Origin of the sequence: Morganella sp. Je.2.23 (genome assembly GCF_051129855.1) — a bacterium.
Taxonomy (GTDB): Bacteria; Pseudomonadota; Gammaproteobacteria; order Enterobacterales; family Enterobacteriaceae; genus Morganella; species Morganella sibonii.
Map to the genome: position 1 here is coordinate 2,071,268 of NZ_JBCPSQ010000001.1, position 22,095 is coordinate 2,093,362.

Below are 22,095 nucleotides of genomic sequence, written 5' to 3' on the forward strand. Positions count from 1 at the left end.
GAGACATCATGAGAAACATTATCGGCACCTACCGTGCACCAAAAGGCCATTGGGTCGGCGACGGATTCCCGGTCAGCCAGATGTTTTCCTACAGTAATCACGGCAAACATCTCAACCCGTTTATCCTGCTCGACCGCGCCGGACCTGCGGATTTCCCGGCATCAGCAGGCGCTAACCGTGGGGTTGGTGAACACCCGCACCGCGGCTTTGAAACGGTAACTATCGTCTATGACGGCGAGGTGGCGCATCACGACTCCACCGGTCAGGGCGGTGTTATCGGTAAAGGGGATGTGCAGTGGATGACTGCGGCATCCGGTATTCTGCATCAGGAATACCATTCTGACCGCTTTATGCGGGAAGGCGGCACACTGGATATGGTGCAGTTGTGGGTGAATCTGCCTGCTTCCGCAAAATCTGCCGCGCCGGGTTATCAGTTACTGAAAAACAGCGCTATTCCGGCAGTGACACTGCCGAATGACGCGGGAACACTGCGGGTGATTGCCGGAGAATATGCAGGGGAACGCGGCCCGGCCCGGACGTTTACCGAAATGGATGTGTGGGATCTGCGCCTGAAAGCCGGAAAAGTCACCGGCCTGACGGCAAAATCCAGCCGCAACGCCGGGCTGATTGTCCTGCACGGCAGCATTTATGTCGACAGCCGTGCACCGCTGCACACCGGCGAACTGATGATTCTGGACGGTACTGACAGCACCATTCTGCTGGAAGCTACCGAAGATGCGGTGGTTCTGTTCCTCAGTGGTGAGCCGATTGATGAGCCGGTTGTCGGTTACGGCCCGTTTGTAATGAACAGCGAGCAGGAAATCCGCGAAGCGATTGAGGATTTCAACAACGGCCGTTTCGGACAGATCCCGGCTGAGTAAGACAGATGAGGCAAATACGTCCGTTATTTGCCTCACAAAATGAGGCGAATAGCGTGGTTATTTGCCTCATCCTCTTATTATCCTTTATTCAGACAATAGCGGCTGCTGCGCCCCCCGCTTTCACTTTCTGTCAGATAACCAGACTCAACCAAATCAGCCAGATGCCGTGTTGCACTGGCGCGACTGACTTTTGCTGCTGACATATACTGCCGGTTATTAATACCGTCAGAAAAATCACCGTCCAGCATCCGGTTCAGTACTTTGGCCTGCTCCGGTTTCAGCCGGTTCTGATCAAACCGGTGCCAGTATCTGGTTTTTTCCAGTGTCCGCCTGATTTGCGCCAGCGTTGCGCCGACAGACACCACCAGCATTTTCACAAACCAACTCAGCCACGGCGTAATGTCCGTTCCCTGCCGTTGTGTCTGCTCCAGCACATTATAATATTCTTTACGGTGCTCATTGATGGTCTGCGACATTGCATATAACCGCACAGTACTGTTTTCTGCCTGAGCCAGTGCCAGATCCATAATAAGACGTCCAATCCGGCCATTCCCATCTTCAAAAGGATGAATGGTCAGAAACCACAAATGGGCAATACCTGCCCGTAAAACGGGATCAATACCGGGATTATCTCTGCTTTCATTAAACCAGGTGATAAATGCGTTTATTTCTGCATCCACCCGATCCGCCGGAGGGGCCTCAAAATGAATGACCGGTTTATCCAGCCTGCCGGATACCACCTGAACGGCTCCGGAACGGAAACACCCTCCGGTTGTCCGGTTAAAAAGGTTGTCATTTTCAGGGAATAACCAGGTATGCCATTTCAGAAGACGAGCCGCAGAAAGCGGTTCACCGGGATTATTGATTGCATCCAGAGCTGACTCCACCAGACCTTCCGTACGTTTATCCGCCGGATAAGAGACCTCCTCAGAAATACCAAGGTGATTCGCCAGTGATGATCTGACAGAACGGGCATCCGGTTTTTCTCCCTCAATATCACTTGAGTAGATAATATTTGCCAGAAGCGTATCCAGTGTCTTATCTTCAGCAAGATCAAGCGCTTTATTGCTGCCGTATAAATCACCCTGAAGAAATGCAGCTTCCCGCAGCAGCGGTAGTAACTGCTGCAAATCATACGTAAATCCGGGCCAGCTATGATGTTCCCATATCCACATACTGCCTCCGATGAGTAGAATAATACCGCTATTCTACTCACTAATTGAGGCGAATAGAATGATTATTTGCCTCACTATCCCCCCGCCCCCGAAAACGCCGCCGTCTGCGGTACATGCTCCGCCAGATAATTCAGCAGCGCCTGCACCGCAGGTAACAGCCCTTTGCGGGACGGGAAAACCGCGTGGATCACATCTTCCGGGAACTGCCAGCCCGGCAGAACACGGACAAGCCGCCCGGCATTCAAATCGTTAAGCGCCACACCTTCCGGCAGCCGGGCAATGCCCAGCCCTTTGCATGCCGCACGATGCAGTGTCATGACATCCGTTGTGGCGAGGCGTGCCGTGAGGTGTTTGGTGATGCTGCTGCCGTCTTCGCTGGTCAGTGTCAGCGTGTAGTTCTGTTTTTGTTCGCTGTTGGCGAGGATCGGGAATTCTGTCAGATCATCCGGATGCTGCGGTGCCGCTTTTCCGGCAAATAACAGCGGCGAGGCGACCAGCACACGGCGTGAATATCCGAGGACTTTCATGGTCAGTCCGGAATCATCCAGCGGAAGAGAGCGCACCCGCAGTGCAAGATCAAACCCTTCACTGATCACATCCACCGGACGGTTAACCGCCAGGATCTGCACATCAATATCCGGATATTTCACCATAAAATCGGTCAGCAGATCCTGAAGATAGGCCTGTAACAGTGCGACCGGACAGGAAAACTTCACGCTGCCGCGCGGATGTCCCTGTACCGAGCAGATAATCTCTTCAGCAATTTCCGCCTCATCAATCACGTTTTTGCACTGCTGGTAGAAAGCCTGCCCGACCTCAGTAACATGAAACTGACGGGTGGAGCGGTAGATAAGTGAGATATTCAGTTTTTGTTCCAGGTCAGCAATACGCCTGCTGAGCCGGGATTTCGGAATGCCCAGTGCTTCTCCTGCCGGCGAAAATCCGCCGTATTCCACCACTTTCACAAAATAATAAAGGTCATTCAGATCGTATTTCATGCCTGTCACCCGCAGCGTTATCCTGCTGGTCAGTATACATAAAAAAATCCGCCGCATTCAGCATGCGGCGGATGTCTGTGAATATAAACGCAATAATTTAGCGGTAAACGATACCACCGTCGGTCAGAATCGCCTGACCGGTGATGTAATCCGAGTCATCGCTTGCCAGGAAAGAAACCAGTGCTGCCACATCATCCGGTGTCTGAGCACGGCCCAGCGCAATACCGTCGACATATTTTTTGTAGGTTTCCCCTTTCGGCGCGCCGGTGATTTCAGAGAAACGCTCATCAATTTCCACCCACATATCTGTACCGACGATACCCGGACAGTAAGCGTTCACGGTGATGCCGCTGCTGGCGAACTCTTTGGCCGCTGCCTGTGTCAGTGCGCGGACCGCAAATTTAGTGGCGGAATAGACACCGAGTAAGGCAAAACCATCATGCCCGGCAATGGATGAGGCGTTAATGATTTTCCCTTTCTGTCCGCGTGCTTTGAATTTGGCCGCTGCGGCCTGAATTCCCCACATGGTACCGTCGACGTTAATACGGAAAATACGATCCATATCCTCCGGCAGAACATCTTCAATCGCTTTAACCTGTGCGATACCGGCGTTATTGACCATAACATCAAAACCGCCCAGCGCTTTTTCTGCTTTATCAACAACCGCAAAAACCTGATCGCGCTGACTGATATCTGCGGTGAATGTCGCTGCTTTACGACCCAGGGCTTCCACTTCTTTTTTAACTTTCGCCAGCCCTTCTTCTTTCAGATCCACCAGCGCGATATCCGCCCCTTCTTTGGCTAACCGTAATGCGATACCACGACCAATCCCCTGCGCAGCGCCGGTAACCAGAATCACTTTACCCGTTAGTGCCATGATGTGCTCCTTAATGAGTGAGGTATTTCGTTATGATATTAATACTCATTTAAAAACATACGCGTTTTTACCCGGGTTGCAAGCCGGTAAGCACAGAATGAGCAACTCTCCGTTTCGAATAAGACGCTATGGATCAACAAATATCGCGCTATCGTATACTTATCAGGTAAATAGGATTATGCCGATAACAATCAGTATATATTTCTATAGTTTTTACTATATCAGGATTAACTCACTGTGAGGGATTATATATGTTATCTGATAAAGTAAATAAATCTGATCATTATGATTTATTAAATGATAATAAGTTAACAAACACAGGGCAACAATCAAAAAGTACCGGCCTTATTAACGAACAGCTGGGTGATTTACCTTTCGTATCTGATCCGGAAATTACAAAAGATATCATATCAAAAATTGAACAGGGCAGTATCACAACCGTCAATGCTGTTGTACTTCACCGTACCGGCGGTGCTTCTATGGCTTCAGCAATTGCCACTTTCAAATCCAGCGCCATCGGGACACACTTTATTATTGATAAAGACGGTACAATAAAACAAACCGCAAATACCGATAAATATACTTATCATATCGGAAAGGTTCGTGCGCGCTGTATGGAAGAAGGTACGTGTAGTGCAGAAGAAGCAAAAAAGATAAAAGATTTCGGCTGGTCACCAGATAAAATTCATACCAATGAAAAAACAAAAAATTATCCTGACCGATATCCGATCAATACAGACAGCCTGGGAATTGAAGTTGTCGGTAAATATAGCAAGTCAACAAAAAGCTGGGATCAGGCAACTGCTCAGCAGAAAAAATCAATCAAATTTCTTATTAAAAAATTACAGAAGACATATAATCTGACAGACAGAGATATTTATGAACATGACAAAATTTCGTATAAAACTGCCGGTGAAGGTGGCGATCTTTATTCTGGCGGGAATTAACAGCGCTTGTGCAGCAGATAAAGGACCGGATATTCGTATGACGTCTCCGGTTGAAAAAATATTGCAGGAAACCACCGATAATACACTCTCGGCAGCCTGCCGCAACTGGAATCCGGATAGCAATACTATTCAGGCGGTATTTATGCTGAGCCGGGCGTATCCGGAAGAGCCGTACTCTCTTTTTTATCAGACCCCATGTGATGTATCAGGAAAGATGACTATTGACGGGCAACCCTGGCAATTTTCCCTTAACGGCGGCGGAATTATGACACTGACCAGCGGAAATCAAACCCTGTACAGGGGATGTTCTGATGCACAGTGCGCCCCTCATATTTTACTGCTGACAGACGCTATGTCGGGTAAATAACCACTATATTTATTATTTATCTGCCTGATATTAAAAGACCCGCAGTTGCGGGTCTTTTGTTTTAACGGTGGTAAAACCGGTTTCAGCCTTTTTTCGCTGCCTGGAGATAGAGCATTTCCAGTGCGATAGTTGCGCCGGCCAGCGCTGTGATATCAGACTGGTCATATGCCGGAGCCACTTCCACCAGATCCATCCCGACGATATTGAGCGGCTGAAGACCGCGCAACAGTTTCAGCGCGCGATCGGTTGTCAGACCGCCGATAACAGGAGTACCGGTGCCCGGGGCAAATGCCGGGTCCAGACAGTCGATATCAAAAGTCAGGTAAACCGGCATATCACCGACAATCGCTTTCACCTGAGCAATCACATCATCCACCGTGCGGTCATTGACCTGCGCAGCATCAATCACGGTGAAACCGTTATCGGTTTCATGCTCGGTACGGATACCAATCTGCACGGAATGCGCCGGGTCAATCAGTCCCTCATTCGGGGCATGATAGAACATGGTGCCGTGGTCAAACTTGCTGCCGTTACCATAAGTGTCGGTATGAGCATCGAAATGCACCAGTGCCATTTTTCCGAAATGTTTGGCATGTGCGCGCAGCAGCGGCAGTGTCACAAAGTGATCGCCCCCGAAAGAGAGACATTTTTTACCGGACGCCAGCACTTTCTCTGTGTGCGCCTGCAACTTATCACTCATGTCCTGCGCATCACCGAACGCGAACACCAGATCACCGCAGTCCACCACATTGAGACGCTCACGCATATCGAATGTCCACGGCCAGCGGTTACCTTCCCAGGCCAGATTGGTTGAAATCTGGCGGATCGCTGCCGGTCCCTGACGGGAACCGGCGCGGCCGGAAGTCGCCATATCAAACGGAACACCGGTGATCACCCAGTCCGCATCACTGGTATACGGCTGAAAATTCAGCGGCAGGCGGAGAAAACCAAACGCATTAGAGACCAGTGAGTTATCGGTCTGATTGCCTAATGTGCTGTTAATCATAATGATTCCTTTATCAATGTCTTACTGACACAAAACCGGACGTATTATTCCGCCGGGCATTATTCATCTTATAAGCTATTCGTCTTCCAAATACGTATAACCGTACAGACCGCTCTCGAACTCTTCGGTAAAGGCTTTTTGCTCCTCTTCATCCAGATCAGAGATTTTCACCTGATCACGGAAGCGTTCGAGCAGAATTTTCGGATCGAGCTTCACATACTGAAGCATATCCGCCACGGAATCGCCCTCTTCACTTTCCAGATAGCGAACCTGATTGTTCTCACCGACATACACATCCAGTGCCGCAGTGTCGCCGAACAGGTTATGCATATTACCGAGGATTTCCTGATAGGCACCAATCATAAAAAAGCCCATCATCGGCGGATTTTCCGGGTCATAAGACGGCATCGGCATGGTGGTTGCCACGCCATCGCCGTCAACATAATGGTCGATAATCCCGTCGGAATCACAGGTGATATCCAGCAGTACCGCGCGGCGATCCAGCGGCTTATCCAGCCCCTCGATCGGCAGTACCGGGAACAGCTGGTCGATCCCCCACGCATCCGGCAATGACTGGAACAGCGAGAAATTCACATAGAATTTATCCGCCATACGTTCCTGAAGCTCATCGATAATCGGGCGGTGTGCGCGGTTACCCGGATCGAGATCCTGCTGGATACGGCGGCAGATATTCAGATACAGCCCTTCCGCCCAAGCGCGTTCAGTCAGGGAAAGCATGCCCTGCGCATACTGTGTGTGGACATCATGCAGATCGAGCTGGCTGTCGTGCAGCCATTCGCGCAGAGAGCGGGCGTTGCCCTTGGTCTGCATCTCTTCCCAGGTTTCCCACAGACTGGCAACCGGACGCGGTGCATCTTCAGCCGGAGCTTCCACCGGGGAGAACTCGTTACGCTCCACGCCGATCACATTGGAAACCAGCACCGTATGGTGAGCCGTCAGGGCGCGGCCGGATTCGGTGATCACCGTCGGATGCGGCAGACCGTGCTCTTCACAGGCATCACCGATAGCCCAGATCACATTATTGGCATACTCATTCAAACCGTAGTTTACCGAACAGTCAGACTGAGAACGGGTACCTTCATAGTCCACGCCGAGGCCGCCGCCGACATCAAAGCACTGAATATTGACACCCAGCTGATGCAGTTCGACATAGAAACGGGCGGATTCACGGACACCGGTGGCGATATCGCGGATATTTGCCATCTGTGAGCCAAGGTGGAAGTGCAGCAGTTGCAGGCTCTCCAGGCTGTCTGCCTGACGCAGCATATCAATCAGCTGAAGCACCTGAGTGGCAGCCAGGCCGAATTTGGATTTCTCACCGCCGCTGGCCTGCCATTTGCCGGAGCCCTGAGAAGCCAGACGCGCCCGCACACCCAGGCGCGGCACCACATCAAGATTTTTGGCTTCTTCAAGCACCATGGCAATTTCAGACATTTTTTCAATCACAAGATAGACTTTGTGACCGAGTTTCTCGCCCATCAGAGCAAGACGGATATATTCACGGTCTTTATAGCCGTTGCAGACGATGACACTGCGGGTCATACCGGCATGTGCCAGTACCGCCATCAGCTCGGCTTTGGAACCGGCTTCCAGCCCCAGCGGCTCTCCGGCATTGACCAGGGTTTCAATCACGCGCCGCTGCTGGTTAACCTTAATCGGATAAACCAGAAAATAATCACCTTTGTAACCATAAGATTCGCGGGCACGACGGAACGCGGCATTAATTGAGCGCAGACGATGCTGCAAAATCTGCGGAAAGCAGAATAATGCAGGCAGACGGATGTGTTCCCGTTCTTTCTGAACACGGTTAACCAGTTCAGCCAGGTCAACGGAGGCCTGCGGCATATCCGGATTCGGGCAGACGGTGACATGACCGAGGTCATTCACACCGTAATAGCTGCCGCCCCAGTATGCGATGTTATAGGTCTGCTGCATCTTCAGCGCGATATTATCATTCATTAGTCATCTCCTGATTCTGGAGTGAAACTTACCTGTATGGCTGACATACGCCTATCCCCCTTCACCGTGGGATAAATCTGTCCTGTTGACAAGTAAAAATTCAAAATGGATTACATCATCCGGCAAAAACCGGACACAGATTTACGGGCTTACCGCAGAGTGACCCGCCTGCTTGCGTTATCCGGTCTGTTTGAGTGTAACGGATACGGAAAACACCGTGCAGAGCACGTGTCAGTCAGAGAGGAAGAGAGAACAGAAAAGGACGCGGACACATGCTGTAAGGCACGTGGCTGTTGAACGTCAACAAGCAGCAGATAATGGTTCATTAACCCATTTACCCCCACACAGGATTACACGCCGTAACCCCCGCCTGAATCATACAGAAAACCTGAGTTTCTGCCGTTTATAACTGAAGAAAAATTCACAGCTACCGGGAGCAGTTTATACCGGTTATGACACAAAAATGCAAAATCAAAATGACAGATAAGTGTAAAAAATGAAAACAGTCCGGTAACACATTCCGGAAAGCGAAAAAAACCAGTGAAAAAAGCGGAGGCACTATAAAATTTCTGGAACCACTGCCGATTTTAAACTAGAATAGCCGTCTAGAAGTTAATACATCCATCAATGTACCGAAAGTTCACTTCACTTAAGGTAGAGAAAAATAATGACTACACATCTTTTCACTTCTGAGTCCGTATCTGAAGGACACCCGGATAAAATTGCCGACCAAATTTCGGATGCAGTCCTTGATGCGATTTTAGAACAAGATCCCAAAGCGCGTGTTGCCTGCGAAACCTATGTCAAAACCGGTATGGTTCTGGTCGGCGGTGAAATCACCACCAAGGCCTGGGTTGATATTGAAGACATTACGCGCCGCACAGTCCGTGAGATTGGCTATACCAGCTCATCCATGGGCTTCGATGCTGACTCCTGTGCGGTGATCAGCGCCATCGGTAAACAATCTGCCGATATCAACCAGGGTGTTGACCGTGCAGACCCGCTTGAGCAGGGTGCCGGTGACCAGGGTCTGATGTTTGGTTATGCCTCAAATGAAACTGACGTGCTGATGCCGGCACCGATCACCTATGCTCACCGTCTGGTTGAGCGCCAGGCTCAGGTCCGTAAAAGCGGTACTCTGCCATGGCTGCGCCCGGATGCGAAAAGCCAGATCACGTTCCGTTACGACGACAACAAAATCGCCGGTATTGATGCGGTTGTTCTGTCAACCCAGCATTCAGAAGATATCTCTCAGAAAGATCTGCATGAAGCCGTGATGGAAGAGATCATCAAGCCGGTTCTGCCGGTTGAGTGGCTGGACCCGACCACCAAATATTTCATCAACCCGACCGGCCGTTTCGTTATCGGCGGACCAATGGGTGACTGCGGTCTGACCGGCCGTAAAATCATCGTCGATACTTACGGCGGTATGGCACGTCACGGCGGTGGTGCATTCTCCGGTAAGGACCCGTCAAAAGTTGACCGTTCCGCAGCCTATGCCGCCCGTTATGTGGCAAAAAATATTGTCGCAGCCGGTCTTGCTGACCGTTGTGAAATCCAGGTGTCTTACGCGATTGGCGTGGCAGAGCCGACCTCTATTATGGTAGAAACTTTCGGTACCGGTAAAGTCTCCAACCAGCAACTGACACTGCTGGTGCGCGAGTTCTTCGACCTGCGTCCGTATGGTCTGATTCAGATGCTGGATCTGCTGCACCCGATTTATCAGGAAACCGCAGCATACGGTCACTTCGGCCGTCCTCAGTTCCCGTGGGAAAAAACCGACAAAGCAGAACAGCTGCGCGAAGCCGCCGGCCTGAAATAATTTACTGCTTTAACAGACATACAAAACCGGCTGAAAAGCCGGTTCAGGCCGTTGACAAACCCGCAGGGATTGGCGACGACCGACAGAGGTTGTAAAAATAAACCAGGAAAATCAATTTATTGATTTTCAGCTGATAACACAAAGCAGGAAAAACCACGTTTTATCCTGCTTTGTCAGCAATCTCAACCGGCTGAAAAGCCGGTTTTTTTATGCGCAGAATCGGTGAAAAACTATATTTTTCCGCGCTGACATGATGAATACAGCGCAAAAATCACCATCCCGGCAGTCATTGATGCAGTAAATACCAACCCCTTAATACTGAGCATCCCGGCCAGCACAATACCCGGTCCCGGACAGATCCCCGCCAGCCCCCAGCCGATACCAAACAGCAGTGCGCCGGTCAGCAGTCGTTTATCAATTTTACTGTTCACCGGTAACTCAAGCGGCGTGCCGCATACCGTCTTTTTCCGTTTTTTGGCCACGATAAAAGCAACCATACTGATCGCCATTGCAACCGCCATGGTGATAAGCAAAGAAGGATCCCAGTTGCCGGTGATATCCAGAAACGCCAGAATCTTCTGCGGATTACCCATACCGGCCACCAGCAAACCAAGGCCGAACAAAATTCCGCTGATTAATGCAGTGATAACAGGCATAGCGCGTCCTTATTTCATCAGCCAGACAGTCAGAAAGGCACTGACCATAAATACCGCCACCGCAGCAAATGATCGTTTTGACAGCCGCGCCATACCGCAGATACCGTGCCCGCTGGTACAACCGTTACCCAGCCGGGTGCCGAAACCGACCAGCAGACCGGCGGCGATCAGCAGCGGATAGTCCGCTGCAATCACCACATCCGGTTGTCCGGCAAACAGCATGTAAATCCACGGTGCACCTGCCAGTCCGGCAATAAATGCTATCCGCCAGCCGCTCTGTTTTGTGAGCATATTGGCGAAGATCCCGCTGATACCGGCAATCCGCCCGTTAAACAGCAGCAGTACCGCAACCGCGATGCCGATCATCAGCCCGCCCAGTGCCGCACTGGCCGGCGTAAACGCCGCGCTATCAATCACCATATTATTTCCCTTGTTTTTCAGGACAATAAAGCTGATACAACGTCGTCAGCAATATCAGAACTTTTTCATCTGTCACGGAATAATAAATACGTTTTCCCTCACGCCGGGTACTCACCAGCCCGTCATTACGCAATACCGTCAGTTGCTGTGACAATGTCGGCTGATTGATGCCGGTGCGCTCTTCCAGTTCACTGACATTGCTTTCTCCCTGACTCAGCTGGCAGAGCAGCAGCAGACGATCCGGATTTCCCAGTGTTTTCAGCAGAGCAGCAACGCCTGCGGCGGCTTCCTGCATATCGGTAAGCTGTGTTGGTGTCATGAATTAATTCCTTACGACATCATATGATTTAATATAATATTATTTTGCAACATATACAACATGCTGATAACGGTTGCAGCTTTACAGCGGTATCGCTAAGCTTCCGGTTATGAAACCGATCCGAATCCCCACCGCATTACAGCAGGCATGCATGCAGACCCTGCGTGATTATCTGACCCGTGCCCGTCTGGTGCTGAAAACAGATTATCCGGAACCTGAACTGAACTACCGTCAGCGCGGTACCACGGCCGGCAGTGCCCGCCTGCAAACATGGGAAATCCGCCTCAACCCGGTATTACTGACTGAAAACGGCCATGAATTCATACAGGATGTGGTTCCTCATGAGCTGGCACATCTGCTGGTTTACCGTCGTTTCGGCCGCGTTGCCCCCCACGGGCGGGAATGGCAGTGGATGATGACAGACGTGCTGGGTGTCCCGGCCGTCCGCACACACCGCTTCGATGTGACTTCCGTCCGCAGCCGGACATTTACCTACCGCTGCCAATGCAAAACGGCACATGAACTGACAGTCCGCCGTCACAACAAAGTGTTACGCGGGGAAAGTCAGTACCTGTGCCGTCAGTGTAAAAGTACGCTGGTGTGGGATAACAATGCGGCTGCAATATCATCCCCCGGCGACCTTATACCAGATCAGTCATAATCAGCTTGGCCATCTCGAAGTAGATAATCAGCCCGGTGCCGTCAATCAGTGTGGCAATAAACGGCGCGGAAACCACAGCCGGGTCCACTTTCAGACGCTTGAGTACCATCGGGATAATGGAAGATACCACCGCACTCCAGACCGTGATACAAACCAGTGTCAGGCTGACCACCATCATCACTTCCGGCCCGACACCCAGGAACCAGGCACGGATCATCCCCGCACATCCCATGGTAAAGGCAACCAGCAGTGACGTGGACAGCTCTTTACGCAGCACCGCGCCAATATTGCGCAGGCTGACTTCTCCGAGTGCCATCGCACGGACAAGCGTCGAGGTGATCTGTGTTCCGCTGTTACCCCCGGTGCCAATCAGCAGCGGGATAAAGAAAGCCAGTGAGATAGCTGCTTCCAGTTGCTCCTCAAATGCCTTGAGCACCGTACCGGTATAGGCTTCGGCCACAAACAGCATCAGCAGCCAGACTGCGCGCTTGCGCCACAGTGTGAACGGACTGGTGCTCAGATAAGGCTCATCCAGCGGCTGAGAGCCGCCCTGTAATGCCGCATCCTGGGTATTCTCATCTTCAATCAGTTCCGCGATATCCTGCGGACGCAGAATACCGGCCAGCTTGCCGAACTGTACCACCGGTACAGTATCAATCCCGCTGTTGTTGATAAGCTCGTACACGTCGTGCCGGGACTGCTCCGGTGACACAGAGAAATAGGTCTGGCGCATCACATCCGCGACAAACGTATCTTCCGCTGCGGTCAGCAGGGCTTTGACCGGCAGGATACCATTCAGGTAATTATCCTCATCCAGTACATATAAATAAGTGGGGATCTGCTCACCGTCCAGTTCCTCACGCAGCGTGTGTTTGACGGCCGCAATCGTGTCTGACACGGTCACGCGGATATACGCCTGACTCATGTAAGCACTGACGGCGTCTTCATCATTACGCTGCGGACGTTCGGTATGGTGTGGCGGATTAACGGATGGCGCGGAAATGACCAGCGTATCCGCTTTTTCGTAGTTGGTTAATTTCATGATGTGTGACCCTATGTCTGTTATGGACTTCAAACAGCACTCCAATAGGGGCGAAACCAGATGAGAGAATGCGTAGGCTATCTCACGTCTCGGTTTTAGCACTATACAACGTATCCCGCAGACTGCGGGAAGTTACCTCGGGTTATACCTTCTGTTCGATATAACCTGTCCTAATCTTGGGCGTCTCTCGACGTCGTCAGATCAGCAACCTTTGTTTGTATAGGAGCCTCGCCTAACGAGATACTGCACCTTAAATGCGGCGCGAATTATAACGCTCAGAAATTATATGGCGAGGACTATCAGCTTTTCGTTTAGAAACTATTGAGGTTACAAATCAGGTCCGGGAACCCAGATCATTATCGCTCTCATCACCGGTCAGCTGCCGTGTCACTTCCTCACAGCGGACAATTTTACCGTCTGCCAGACGGAAACAGGCGAAAACCTCAAAGGCGGCGTGTTCGCCACTGACTTTTTCCGCCTTCGCGATATGCTGCGTGTGTACACAGGACTCGCCTTCTGCGATGGATTTAATCTCAATCGTAATATTGCGGGTCGCCATTTTCAGGGCATTAAGATGGGCAAGAAACGCGGGGAACTCAATTGTCTGACCATTCACTACCTGAACATAATCACGGGAAAAATACTGTTCCACCAGGGATTCATCACCGATATGTTCACCGAGAACGTCAGTCAGGGCACGGGTTACAAATTCTGTCTTATTCATTGCTGAAAATCCTTTTTTATTATGATGACATTTACAGCATAGCGGGAAACCGGCCGTTTTTCTGCCGGAAATATAAAAAGCGCCACTAAAAATGGCGCTTTTTTGCAATTATACAGAATGATTCTCAATCAGGCTAATTCAACATTGCCCTGAATCTGACAGCTGCACGCCAGAACATAACCCTGCTCAATCTCTTCCGGGGTCAGCGTCATGGTGCTGGTGGTGGTGTATTCACCGCTGCGTACGCGGGTTTTACAGCTGCCGCAGACACCGGCGCGGCAGGCCGCCATCACCGGCACACTGTTGGCTTCCATCGCCGCCAGCAGCGTCATACCGACAGGTACTTTTACCTGACGCAAAGGAGACTGAATGGTCATAGTGACCATCTGCTCTCCGGCTTCTGCTTCCGGCTCCGGCCCGAAACGCTCCATAAAGAAACAGCCCGGGTCCACATTCAGCGCCTGACAGAATGTCTGCACATTTTTCATATACGGTGCCGGACCACAGGTCATGACGGTATGCTGTGCGATATCCGGGATCAGGGATTTCAGTTTTTCTTCTGATAACCGGCCTGATAACAATTCATCCGCCTCATCACTGTTTTCCACCATCAGAATCAGGCGCAGGCGGGCCGGGAATGCCGACAATAACTGCTGCCATTCCTGAGCAAAAATCACCTGCTGCTTATCACGCACGTTGAAAATCACCGTCACCTGACTTTCCGGCTGACGGTGCAGGATCCAGCGGGTCATCGACATTACCGGTGTCACGCCGCAACCGGCTGCCAGCATCAGATAGCGCTCTGCAGGGCGTGCATCACAGGTAAATTCACCCTGTGCATCAGACAGCCACAGGTAATCCCCCGGTTTCACTTCACCGGTCAGCCAGCCGGATCCTTGTCCGTCATCAAGACGGCGTACCGTCAGGCTCAGGAACGGGCTCAGTCCCGGTGTGGACGATAAGGTATAAGCACGCAGTGTCTCATCACTGTTGCGGATACTCACCAGCGCATACTGCCCTGCGTGATACTGATAAAAATCGTGGTTAATCAGATTGATAGTCCACACATCCGGGGTTTCCTGCCTGACAGAATGGACCTGCATGCGGTTCGGACATAAAGACGTCGGCATTGTCATCGGGCTCTCCTGACTCCGTGCCGGAGAGCGCGTTACCGCCCTCTCCGGTGCTAACAGTTACAGCAATTACGCGCCTAATACAGCGTGTAAATCATTTTCTACAGTGGTAATCGGACGCATACCGAATTTTTCATTCAGTACATTCAGCAGATTGTCTGTCAGGAATGCCGGTGCGGTAGGACCGGTGAAGATATCCTTCACGCCCAGCGCCAGCAGGGTCAGCAGAATCACAATCGCTTTCTGTTCAAACCAGGAGAGTACCAGCGTCAGCGGCAGATCATTCACGCCGCAGCCCAGTTTCTCAGCCAGCTTCACGGCCAGCATAATCGCGGAGTAAGCATCGTTGCACTGACCGACATCAAGCAGACGCGGTAAACCTTCCAGAGTACCGAAATCCAGCTTGTTGAAACGGTATTTACCGCAGGCCAGAGTCATAATCAGACAGTCCTGAGGAACCTGACGGGCAAAATCAGTGTAGTAGCTGCGCTCACCGCGGCTGCCGTCGCACCCGCCGACGAGGAACACGTGACGCAGTTTGCCGGTGGCAACGAGATCAATCACGGTATCTGCGGCATTGAGCAGCGTTTCACGGCCGAAACCGACGGTGATCAGGTGCTCGATTTCGCTGTACGGGAAGCCGTCCATCGCCTGAGCCTGTGCGATAATATCGCTGAAATCATCGCCGTTCAGGTGTTTCGCGCCCGGCCAGCCGACGATACTGCGGGTCCAGATACGGTCGGTATAACTGCCAGGATTCGGGTCCAGAATACAGTTGGAGGTCATCAGGATCGGGCCCGGGAATTTAGCAAACTCAGTCTGCTGATTCTGCCAGCCGCTGCCGTAGTTACCGACCAGATGTTTGTATTTTTTCAGTTCCGGATAGCCGTGTGCAGGCAGCATTTCACCATGGGTGTAAATATTCACACCGGTGCCTTCTGTCTGTTGCAGCAGCATATGCAGATCTTTGAGGTCATGACCGGAGATCAGAATCGCTTTACCTGCCACCGGACGGACGTTCACGGAAGACGGAGTCGGATGACCATAAGCTTCAGTCTCACCGGCATCCAGCATTTCCATGATTTTAAAGTTCATCATACCAATCGCCATGGACTGGTTGAGCAGTTCACCCATGTCAGACGGATCAGTACCCAGCCACGCCATGATTTCATGGTACTGGCCGTAAATCTCATCGCTGTATTTGCCCAGCACATGAGCGTGCTCCATATAGGCCGCCGCCCCTTTCAGGCCGTACAGGCAGAGCATACGCAGACCGTGAATATCATCACCGATAGCCTGCTTATCTTTATTCAGGGCAAATTCATCCGCCTGTTTCACCAGTGACGCAATATCCGTGCCCTTCAGTTGCAGGTTTGCTAACGGGTGATTCACAACCAGTGCCGGATTTTTCGCCAGGCAGCGTTTCATCAGGCTGTCACGCATCACAATCGCTTCCTGCGCATAACCGATGATGCGATCAGAATCGAAGTTAACGTTGGTTAATGTGGAGAAAAACGCACGCGGCGCAAAGCTGTCTGTGTCGTGATCGATGATACCTGATTCACGCGCAGCAACCGCCCACGCTGAAAGACTTTCCAGCACTGCCACCAGCAGATCCTGTAAGTCAGATGTTTCTGCGGTTTTACCGCACATGCCCTGAGCATAGGCACAGCCATTACCCACAGGCGTACGCATCGTTTGTTCACATTGCACACAGTACATGCTCTTGCTTCCTTATAAGTTGTATTTTATATGCAACATAAGAATACGCCATTTCAGACCGGTGAAAAGGGGTTTTCCTGACTATCATTGCTTTGCTTGATCTAAAGCAAAAATTAACCGGCACGACACATCACTATCGCGAATGATTAACATTTACAGTGTGTTAAACGTCATATTGACTAAGGGATTGTCCGATAGTTTGGGATCCGGCGGCGTGATATAAACCGGTAAGGCAACTGACCAGAGGATGGATAAAATGTTATATATTGATGATAACGGATTAGTAAAATCAAACCGCATTACCATTAAGCGATTCAGTAAAATCGAGCGCGACCCGATGGATAAAGTGAACGGTATTATTGTGCACCAGACTGGTACGCCTGCTGAAACACATGTCTTTAACAGTTACAGCCATGCCGGCAGTAATGGTGCTCACTTCTTAATTGATAAAGAAGGCGTGATTTATCAGACGGCTTCGCTGTTTAAAACAACATGGCATGTGGGACAAATGAGATCCCGCTGCCTGATTACAAAGAAATGTGAGCCTTCTGAGTTAAAGAAGATGGCTGATTTAGAAATAGGGAAAAAATTTAAAGATATATCTGATACAGAGAAATCCAGAGTATTCCCTGAACGTTATCCCGGCAATATCGATAGTATCGGGATTGAAATAGTTGGTAACGCGTATAGCCAGGAAGGAAAAAAACATATGAATATGAAAATGTTAACTCAAAACAAAATGCATCTCTTAAGTGGCTTATCGCTGAGTTAATCGAAACATTAGATATTTCCTCTGACGAAATATACCGGCATCCTGATGTGGGACGAAAGAATAAAACAGAAGCGAGTACAGCATCATGGTAAAAAAAATAGCGATTATCACCGTTATGTTTTTTGCATTACCTGTAATGACTCAGGCCAGGTCTGTAAAAAATATTGAAATAATTGAATCCGGTGCTATTTATGACGGAGAAGATAATATCTATGAAAAAGAAGCATGCAAAAGTTTTATTCCGGAGAAAAAACAGCTCATAACATTTTTTAAACTCGCTGAAGAGTCGAAAGAAAACAGATGGTTGCATGATTATTACTCTGCCTGCATTTCATACGGAAGCGTTCAGTTTAAGGATGGACAATCCGGTAAATGGACACTTCAGTCAAGTGGCCTTGCATCAGTTATTCTGAATGACGGCAGTTCTGTTTATTTTTTCTATAAAGATAACGCGTGGAAAGACCCGAATGCCTGCACTTATGGTTTAGGTGATGAGCCAAATCCTGATCCCGGGTGTTAATAGCGGTAAACTAAAGCGGATACAGCACTATGGCAGAGAGAAGAGATATCCTGTTATTTGTCCTGTTATTTGTCCTGTTTTTTGTGCCGGCTATTATGAATGCTATGTCTGTAAAAAATATAGAAATAGAAAATTCAGGAATCACTGTCACAAAAAATCCCCCTGCGGGCGAAGTTAATGCCTGTAAAAAATTCACACCAAATAAAGAACAACTGATCAATTACTTCCGGTCAGCAGAAACATCGTCAGATATGTCATGGGATCATGATTATTATTCATCCTGTATTTCATACGGCAATCTTGAACTTGAAAATGGTCAGACAGGTGAATGGCGAATATCATCAAGCGGTACCGGCGATATCCGCTTTCCTGATGGTAAATATATCTACCTGTTCCGCGAAAAAAATGAATGGGTTGATTCTTATTTATGCGGTGATGAACCCGATTGCTGACATATCTGCCCTCTCCCGGGATAACGGGCGGACTAATCCATAAATCGCCCGTTTCCCGCTAAAACAGCAAGCTCACATTCACACCCAAAATAACTACAGCACCAATCATTTTGTAACTAAATTCTGAATCATAAAATCAGCATCTTAGTAACTTTCCGTTAAAAAACCATTGCGCACCGGTAATGGTTATAATTATCATTTGTTTTCTTAAATTCTCACGGAAAACTGAGTGATGACTGATTCCTGTAACGCATACTACCGCCCTGCCCGCCTCACTCCGCTGGCGCTGGCGCTCGCTTTTATCAGCAGCGGCAGTCTCGCCGCCACCGCAGATACTGAAACCCCGATCGTCGTTGTCGGTAACTGGCTGGATAACACCGATAACAGTGATATTTTGCTGAACCACGGCGGCGCCCGCACCATCAAAACCAAAAAACAAATCGATGAGTCCGGTGCGGAAACCATCGCGGATGCCCTGCGCGGTATCCCGGGCGTTCAGGTACGGGACAGTAACGGCACCGGCGGCAGCGATGTCTCACTCAATGTCGGTATCCGCGGGCTTCCGGCACGGCTTTCCCCGCGCTCCACCATTTTGCTTGATGGTATTCCGCTGGCTGCCGCCCCTTACGGACAGCCTCAGTTATCGATGTCACCACTCTCTTTAGGCTCCATCAGCAGCATTGATGTGATGCGCGGTGCCACCTCTGTCCGTTACGGGCCGCAGAACGTCGGCGGCGTTATTAACTTTGTCACCAAACCGATCCCGGAAACGTTCGGCGGCTCAGCCTCTGTCAAAACTCAGGGCGCACGCACCGGCGGGCTGAAAACCCTGACCGATGCTTCTGTCGGCGGTTCATCCGCAGATGGCTCTGCGGGCGCGATGCTGCTTTACTCCGGCCTGCACGGCCAGGGTTACCGCAAAAATAACGACAATACCGATATCGATGACATTATCCTGAAAACCCGTTACGCCTTCAGTGATACCGATGAACTGCTGGCAAACTTCCACTATTATCATGCGCAATCCGGGATGCCGGGCGGCCTGTCGGAAGCGCAGTACAAAGCCGATCCTTATCAGTCAGTTCGTCCGTTTGACCGTTTTGAAGGCAACCGTCAGGATATGTCCTTTAAATACCGCCATCAGGAAGATGATAAACAGTTTGAATTACTGACCTGGTTCAGCAAAAGCTACCGTGGCAGTTATATTGAAAGCGACGGAACAAAAGAGAATGCCGGCAAGAGTCGTCTTATTTCCTATCCGCGTCACTACACCGCTTACGCTATTGAGCCAAGCTATTCACAGCTGTTCCGTTTTGATAACCAGTCCCATGAAATTACCTTCGGTTACCGTTATCTGAATGAAACGGCAGATGAAAAAGCCTACCGTTCCGGCTGGTATCCGACCGGTTCACAAGGCTCACGCCCGCAGACCGACAGCTACTATCAGCACACCTCCGGCGGGACTGAAGCCCATGCTGTCTATATTGATGACACCATTAATTTCGGTAACTGGACGGTAATTCCCGGCCTGCGTTATGAAAATATAAAAATTCATCTGGATGACGGTTTCCGTAATCAGTTCCGCAGCAAGAGCTACAGCGAGCCGTTACCGGCCCTGTCCGTGATTTATCATATTGATGATCAGTGGAAGCTGTTTGCCAATGCGGGCAGTTCATTCGGCAGCCTGCAATATTTCCAGCTCAATACCGGCGGCGCAGGTAATGATCCGGCAAACGGCCTGAGTGCGGAAAAAGCCCATAACTATGAAGCCGGTACACGGTTTGATGACGGACTGCTCTCGGCGGAAATGACCCTGTTCTATATCGATTTCAATGATCAGCTGCAGTACATTGAAAATTCAACAGGCTGGACAAACCTCGGCGCGACCACCCATCAGGGGGTGGAACTGGCACTGAATTATGACCTGAGTGAAACAGCAAAATGGCTGGACGGCGCCAGTATCTACAGCACCTATACCTACACGAAAGCAGTCAGCAAACGCGGTAATTTTGCGGATAAAGATCTGCCGTTCTACTCCCGCCAGCTCTTTACTGCCGGTGCCCGTTATGAAACCGGAAACTGGGTGTGGAATCTCAACACCTATGCGCAGTCAAAACAGCAGTCACCGGGAACCGGAAAAAATTACATTACCGAAGGCAGTGCTGACGGGCGTTACGGCATTATTCCGGGTTATATGATGTGGGATGCCCGTGCGGAGTATCATTTCGGCCCGCAATGGTCAGATCTGACACTGTCTGCCGGGGTGAAAAACCTGTTCGATCAGGCCAGCTTTACCCGTTCGACAGATAATAACTACGGCATTTATGCCGGACAGCCGCGAACCTTCTTCGCACAAGCTTCCGTGAAGTTTTAAAGGTCACTGATTATGATGAAAACTGTATTCCGTAGCGCCGGACGTCTTCCGGCACTTATCTTCACCGTCTGTGCCGCACTCGCGGCACTGGTACCGTTCAGTGCCGCAGCTGCACCGGTTACTGTGACAGATATCGCCGGGCGGACAGTCACCGTTAATGCGCCGGTATCCCGGATTATGCTGGCAGACAGCCGGGTGCTGGTCGCCCTGAATATCCTGCATCCGTCTGAGCCGCTGAAAGGCATCGCCGCATGGGATGATGCTCTGAGCAAAAAAGCGCCGGATCTGCGCATCGCGTATGAAAAGCAGTTTCCGCAACTGAAAGATATCCCGGTATTTCCGAACCCGTACACATCGGATTTCAGTGTTGAAAAAGCGCTGACGTATCAGCCGGACCTGGTGATTTTCGATACCGGGCTGCAAAGTAAACTGACAGAAAGCGGCACGCTGGATTTGCTGGACAAAAGCGGCATTCCGGTTATTTTTATCGATTTTCGTCAGTACCCGCTGCAAAACACCATGCCAAGCATGACGCTTTTGGGTCAGGTATTCGGGCAGGAAAAGCAGGCAGCGGCGTTTAATGATTTCTACCGTCAGCGGCTGGATCTGATCCGCTCCCGTGTTGCAAACATCCCGGAAGACAAAAAGCCGACAGTCTTTATCGAACGGGCAGCAGGCCTTGCCGGGGAAAACAGTTGCTGTAAAACCTTTGGTAACGGTAACTTCGGGGAGTTTGTCGCCGCAGCCGGGGGACATAACCTCGGTGCCGACTGGTTTAAAAATGGTATGGGCGGTGAAGTGAATGAAGAACAGATTATTGCGGCTGATCCGCAATTTTATCTGATGACCGTTGCCGACTGGGAAAATACCCGCAAAGGCAGTGTCTCAGTTCCGCTCGGTTATACCGGCTCTGCGGAACGGGCAGTACCGGCGCTGGAAAAACTGATGTCCCGGTCAAAACTGCAATATCTCACCGCTTATCAGCAAAAACAGGTGCTGGCGCTGTATCAGCAATACTATGACACCCCATTCAATATTATTGCCGTGGAAGTTATCGCCAAAATGCTGCATCCGGATCTGTTTCCTGAACTCGACCCGCAGGCCGACAGCCTGAAGCTGCATAAAACCTTTACCGCTCTGGACGGCAGCGGCCTGTTCTGGCTGCAACCCTGAGCACAGTGTGAATATGAGCATAGTGTGAATAATAACGGGCAGTTTTCTGCCCGTTATTATTACTGTTTAAATCT

General features: G+C 50.4%; 22 protein-coding genes and 1 riboswitch. Of the genes, 10 read left to right on the forward strand and 12 right to left on the reverse strand.

Features of this window, described 5'->3' with window-relative positions; genetic code table 11:
* Positions 1 to 8 precede the first annotated feature (8 nt).
* On the forward strand, positions 9 to 881 hold the full coding sequence (locus tag AAZR23_RS10330; RefSeq protein ID WP_434692289.1) for a pirin family protein: 873 nt from the start codon (positions 9 to 11) through the stop codon (positions 879 to 881).
* Positions 882 to 958: 77 nt separating this feature from the next.
* Here the strand turns inward: AAZR23_RS10330 and AAZR23_RS10335 are convergent, their stop codons facing one another.
* The 3 genes from AAZR23_RS10335 to AAZR23_RS10345 form a co-directional block, all read right to left on the reverse strand.
* Positions 959 to 2,056, reverse strand: a complete 1,098-nt coding sequence (locus AAZR23_RS10335) for a Fic family protein (RefSeq protein ID WP_434692291.1) — start codon at positions 2,054 to 2,056, stop codon at positions 959 to 961.
* Between the two features lie 74 nt (positions 2,057 to 2,130).
* Positions 2,131 to 3,054 carry a LysR substrate-binding domain-containing protein gene (locus AAZR23_RS10340; RefSeq protein ID WP_317419201.1) on the reverse strand — a complete coding sequence of 308 codons (924 nt, stop codon included), beginning with the start codon at positions 3,052 to 3,054 and terminating at the stop codon, positions 2,131 to 2,133.
* A 97-nt stretch (positions 3,055 to 3,151) separates the two neighbouring features.
* The gene (locus AAZR23_RS10345) at positions 3,152 to 3,931 is read right to left on the reverse strand and encodes an acetoin reductase (RefSeq protein WP_052926895.1); all 780 of its coding nucleotides are present in this window, start codon (positions 3,929 to 3,931) and stop codon (positions 3,152 to 3,154) included.
* A gap of 251 nt (positions 3,932 to 4,182) precedes the next feature.
* Between AAZR23_RS10345 and AAZR23_RS10350 the strand changes: the two genes are divergently transcribed.
* Complete coding sequence (locus AAZR23_RS10350) at positions 4,183 to 4,878, forward strand: peptidoglycan recognition protein family protein (protein ID WP_218426514.1); 696 nt, start codon at positions 4,183 to 4,185, stop codon at positions 4,876 to 4,878.
* Between the two features lie 37 nt (positions 4,879 to 4,915).
* Entirely contained in the window at positions 4,916 to 5,245 is a 330-nt protein-coding gene (locus AAZR23_RS10355) for a hypothetical protein (protein WP_434692294.1), read from the forward strand.
* 82 nt (positions 5,246 to 5,327) lie between these two features.
* On the opposite strand, the gene speB is transcribed toward AAZR23_RS10355, so the two are convergent.
* On the reverse strand, positions 5,328 to 6,251 hold the full coding sequence (gene speB / locus AAZR23_RS10360) for an agmatinase (RefSeq protein ID WP_052926896.1): 924 nt from the start codon (positions 6,249 to 6,251) through the stop codon (positions 5,328 to 5,330).
* A 75-nt stretch (positions 6,252 to 6,326) separates the two neighbouring features.
* Positions 6,327 to 8,231, reverse strand: a complete 1,905-nt coding sequence (gene speA, locus AAZR23_RS10365; protein WP_046894532.1) for a biosynthetic arginine decarboxylase — start codon at positions 8,229 to 8,231, stop codon at positions 6,327 to 6,329.
* A gap of 667 nt (positions 8,232 to 8,898) precedes the next feature.
* Here speA and metK point away from each other — a divergent pair.
* Positions 8,899 to 10,053 (forward strand): methionine adenosyltransferase, encoded by a 1,155-nt coding sequence (gene metK, locus AAZR23_RS10370; protein WP_107679011.1) that lies wholly within the window; start codon positions 8,899 to 8,901, stop codon positions 10,051 to 10,053.
* Positions 10,054 to 10,283: 230 nt separating this feature from the next.
* Here the strand turns inward: metK and AAZR23_RS10375 are convergent, their stop codons facing one another.
* The 3 genes from AAZR23_RS10375 to AAZR23_RS10385 are packed head-to-tail and all read right to left on the reverse strand — an operon-like array spanning position 10,284 to position 11,448.
* Complete coding sequence (locus AAZR23_RS10375) at positions 10,284 to 10,709, reverse strand: DUF6691 family protein (protein ID WP_166708363.1); 426 nt, start codon at positions 10,707 to 10,709, stop codon at positions 10,284 to 10,286.
* 9 nt (positions 10,710 to 10,718) lie between these two features.
* Positions 10,719 to 11,129: a YeeE/YedE family protein gene (locus AAZR23_RS10380; protein WP_166708364.1), complete on the reverse strand. Its 411-nt coding sequence runs from the start codon at positions 11,127 to 11,129 to the stop codon at positions 10,719 to 10,721.
* A gap of 1 nt (position 11,130) precedes the next feature.
* Complete coding sequence (locus AAZR23_RS10385; protein WP_046894536.1) at positions 11,131 to 11,448, reverse strand: ArsR/SmtB family transcription factor; 318 nt, start codon at positions 11,446 to 11,448, stop codon at positions 11,131 to 11,133.
* A 109-nt stretch (positions 11,449 to 11,557) separates the two neighbouring features.
* Here AAZR23_RS10385 and AAZR23_RS10390 point away from each other — a divergent pair, with 109 nt between their 5' ends.
* Positions 11,558 to 12,109 carry a SprT family zinc-dependent metalloprotease gene (locus tag AAZR23_RS10390; protein WP_166708365.1) on the forward strand — a complete coding sequence of 184 codons (552 nt, stop codon included), beginning with the start codon at positions 11,558 to 11,560 and terminating at the stop codon, positions 12,107 to 12,109.
* Here the strand turns inward: AAZR23_RS10390 and AAZR23_RS10395 are convergent.
* From AAZR23_RS10395 to hcp, 4 genes are all read right to left on the reverse strand, one after another.
* Positions 12,090 to 13,151: a magnesium transporter gene (locus tag AAZR23_RS10395; RefSeq protein ID WP_218426520.1), complete on the reverse strand. Its 1,062-nt coding sequence runs from the start codon at positions 13,149 to 13,151 to the stop codon at positions 12,090 to 12,092. The two genes, AAZR23_RS10390 and AAZR23_RS10395, sit on opposite strands and share 20 nt — an antisense overlap.
* 74 nt (positions 13,152 to 13,225) lie before the next feature.
* Positions 13,226 to 13,398: riboswitch (M-box (ykoK) riboswitch) on the reverse strand.
* A gap of 87 nt (positions 13,399 to 13,485) precedes the next feature.
* Positions 13,486 to 13,875, reverse strand: a complete 390-nt coding sequence (locus AAZR23_RS10400) for a nuclear transport factor 2 family protein (RefSeq protein ID WP_166708367.1) — start codon at positions 13,873 to 13,875, stop codon at positions 13,486 to 13,488.
* Between the two features lie 128 nt (positions 13,876 to 14,003).
* A complete protein-coding gene (hcr, locus tag AAZR23_RS10405; protein WP_434692303.1) occupies positions 14,004 to 15,011 on the reverse strand; it encodes an NADH oxidoreductase in 1,008 nt (335 codons plus the stop codon).
* Between the two features lie 66 nt (positions 15,012 to 15,077).
* On the reverse strand, positions 15,078 to 16,730 hold the full coding sequence (gene hcp, locus AAZR23_RS10410; protein WP_046894541.1) for a hydroxylamine reductase: 1,653 nt from the start codon (positions 16,728 to 16,730) through the stop codon (positions 15,078 to 15,080).
* Between the two features lie 256 nt (positions 16,731 to 16,986).
* Between hcp and AAZR23_RS10415 the strand changes: the two genes are divergently transcribed.
* The 5 genes from AAZR23_RS10415 (at position 16,987) to AAZR23_RS10435 (ending at position 22,021) form a co-directional block, all read left to right on the forward strand.
* Positions 16,987 to 17,502, forward strand: coding sequence for a peptidoglycan recognition protein family protein (locus tag AAZR23_RS10415; protein WP_434692306.1), 516 nt, complete (start codon positions 16,987 to 16,989; stop codon positions 17,500 to 17,502).
* 85 nt (positions 17,503 to 17,587) lie between these two features.
* Positions 17,588 to 18,022: a hypothetical protein gene (locus AAZR23_RS10420; protein ID WP_166708369.1), complete on the forward strand. Its 435-nt coding sequence runs from the start codon at positions 17,588 to 17,590 to the stop codon at positions 18,020 to 18,022.
* A gap of 29 nt (positions 18,023 to 18,051) precedes the next feature.
* Positions 18,052 to 18,474 carry a hypothetical protein gene (locus AAZR23_RS10425; RefSeq protein ID WP_434692309.1) on the forward strand — a complete coding sequence of 141 codons (423 nt, stop codon included), beginning with the start codon at positions 18,052 to 18,054 and terminating at the stop codon, positions 18,472 to 18,474.
* 232 nt (positions 18,475 to 18,706) lie between these two features.
* Positions 18,707 to 20,848, forward strand: coding sequence for a TonB-dependent receptor family protein (locus tag AAZR23_RS10430; RefSeq protein WP_166709015.1), 2,142 nt, complete (start codon positions 18,707 to 18,709; stop codon positions 20,846 to 20,848).
* Positions 20,849 to 20,863: 15 nt separating this feature from the next.
* Complete coding sequence (locus AAZR23_RS10435) at positions 20,864 to 22,021, forward strand: ABC transporter substrate-binding protein (RefSeq protein WP_434692449.1); 1,158 nt, start codon at positions 20,864 to 20,866, stop codon at positions 22,019 to 22,021.
* Positions 22,022 to 22,095: the final 74 nt, after the last annotated feature.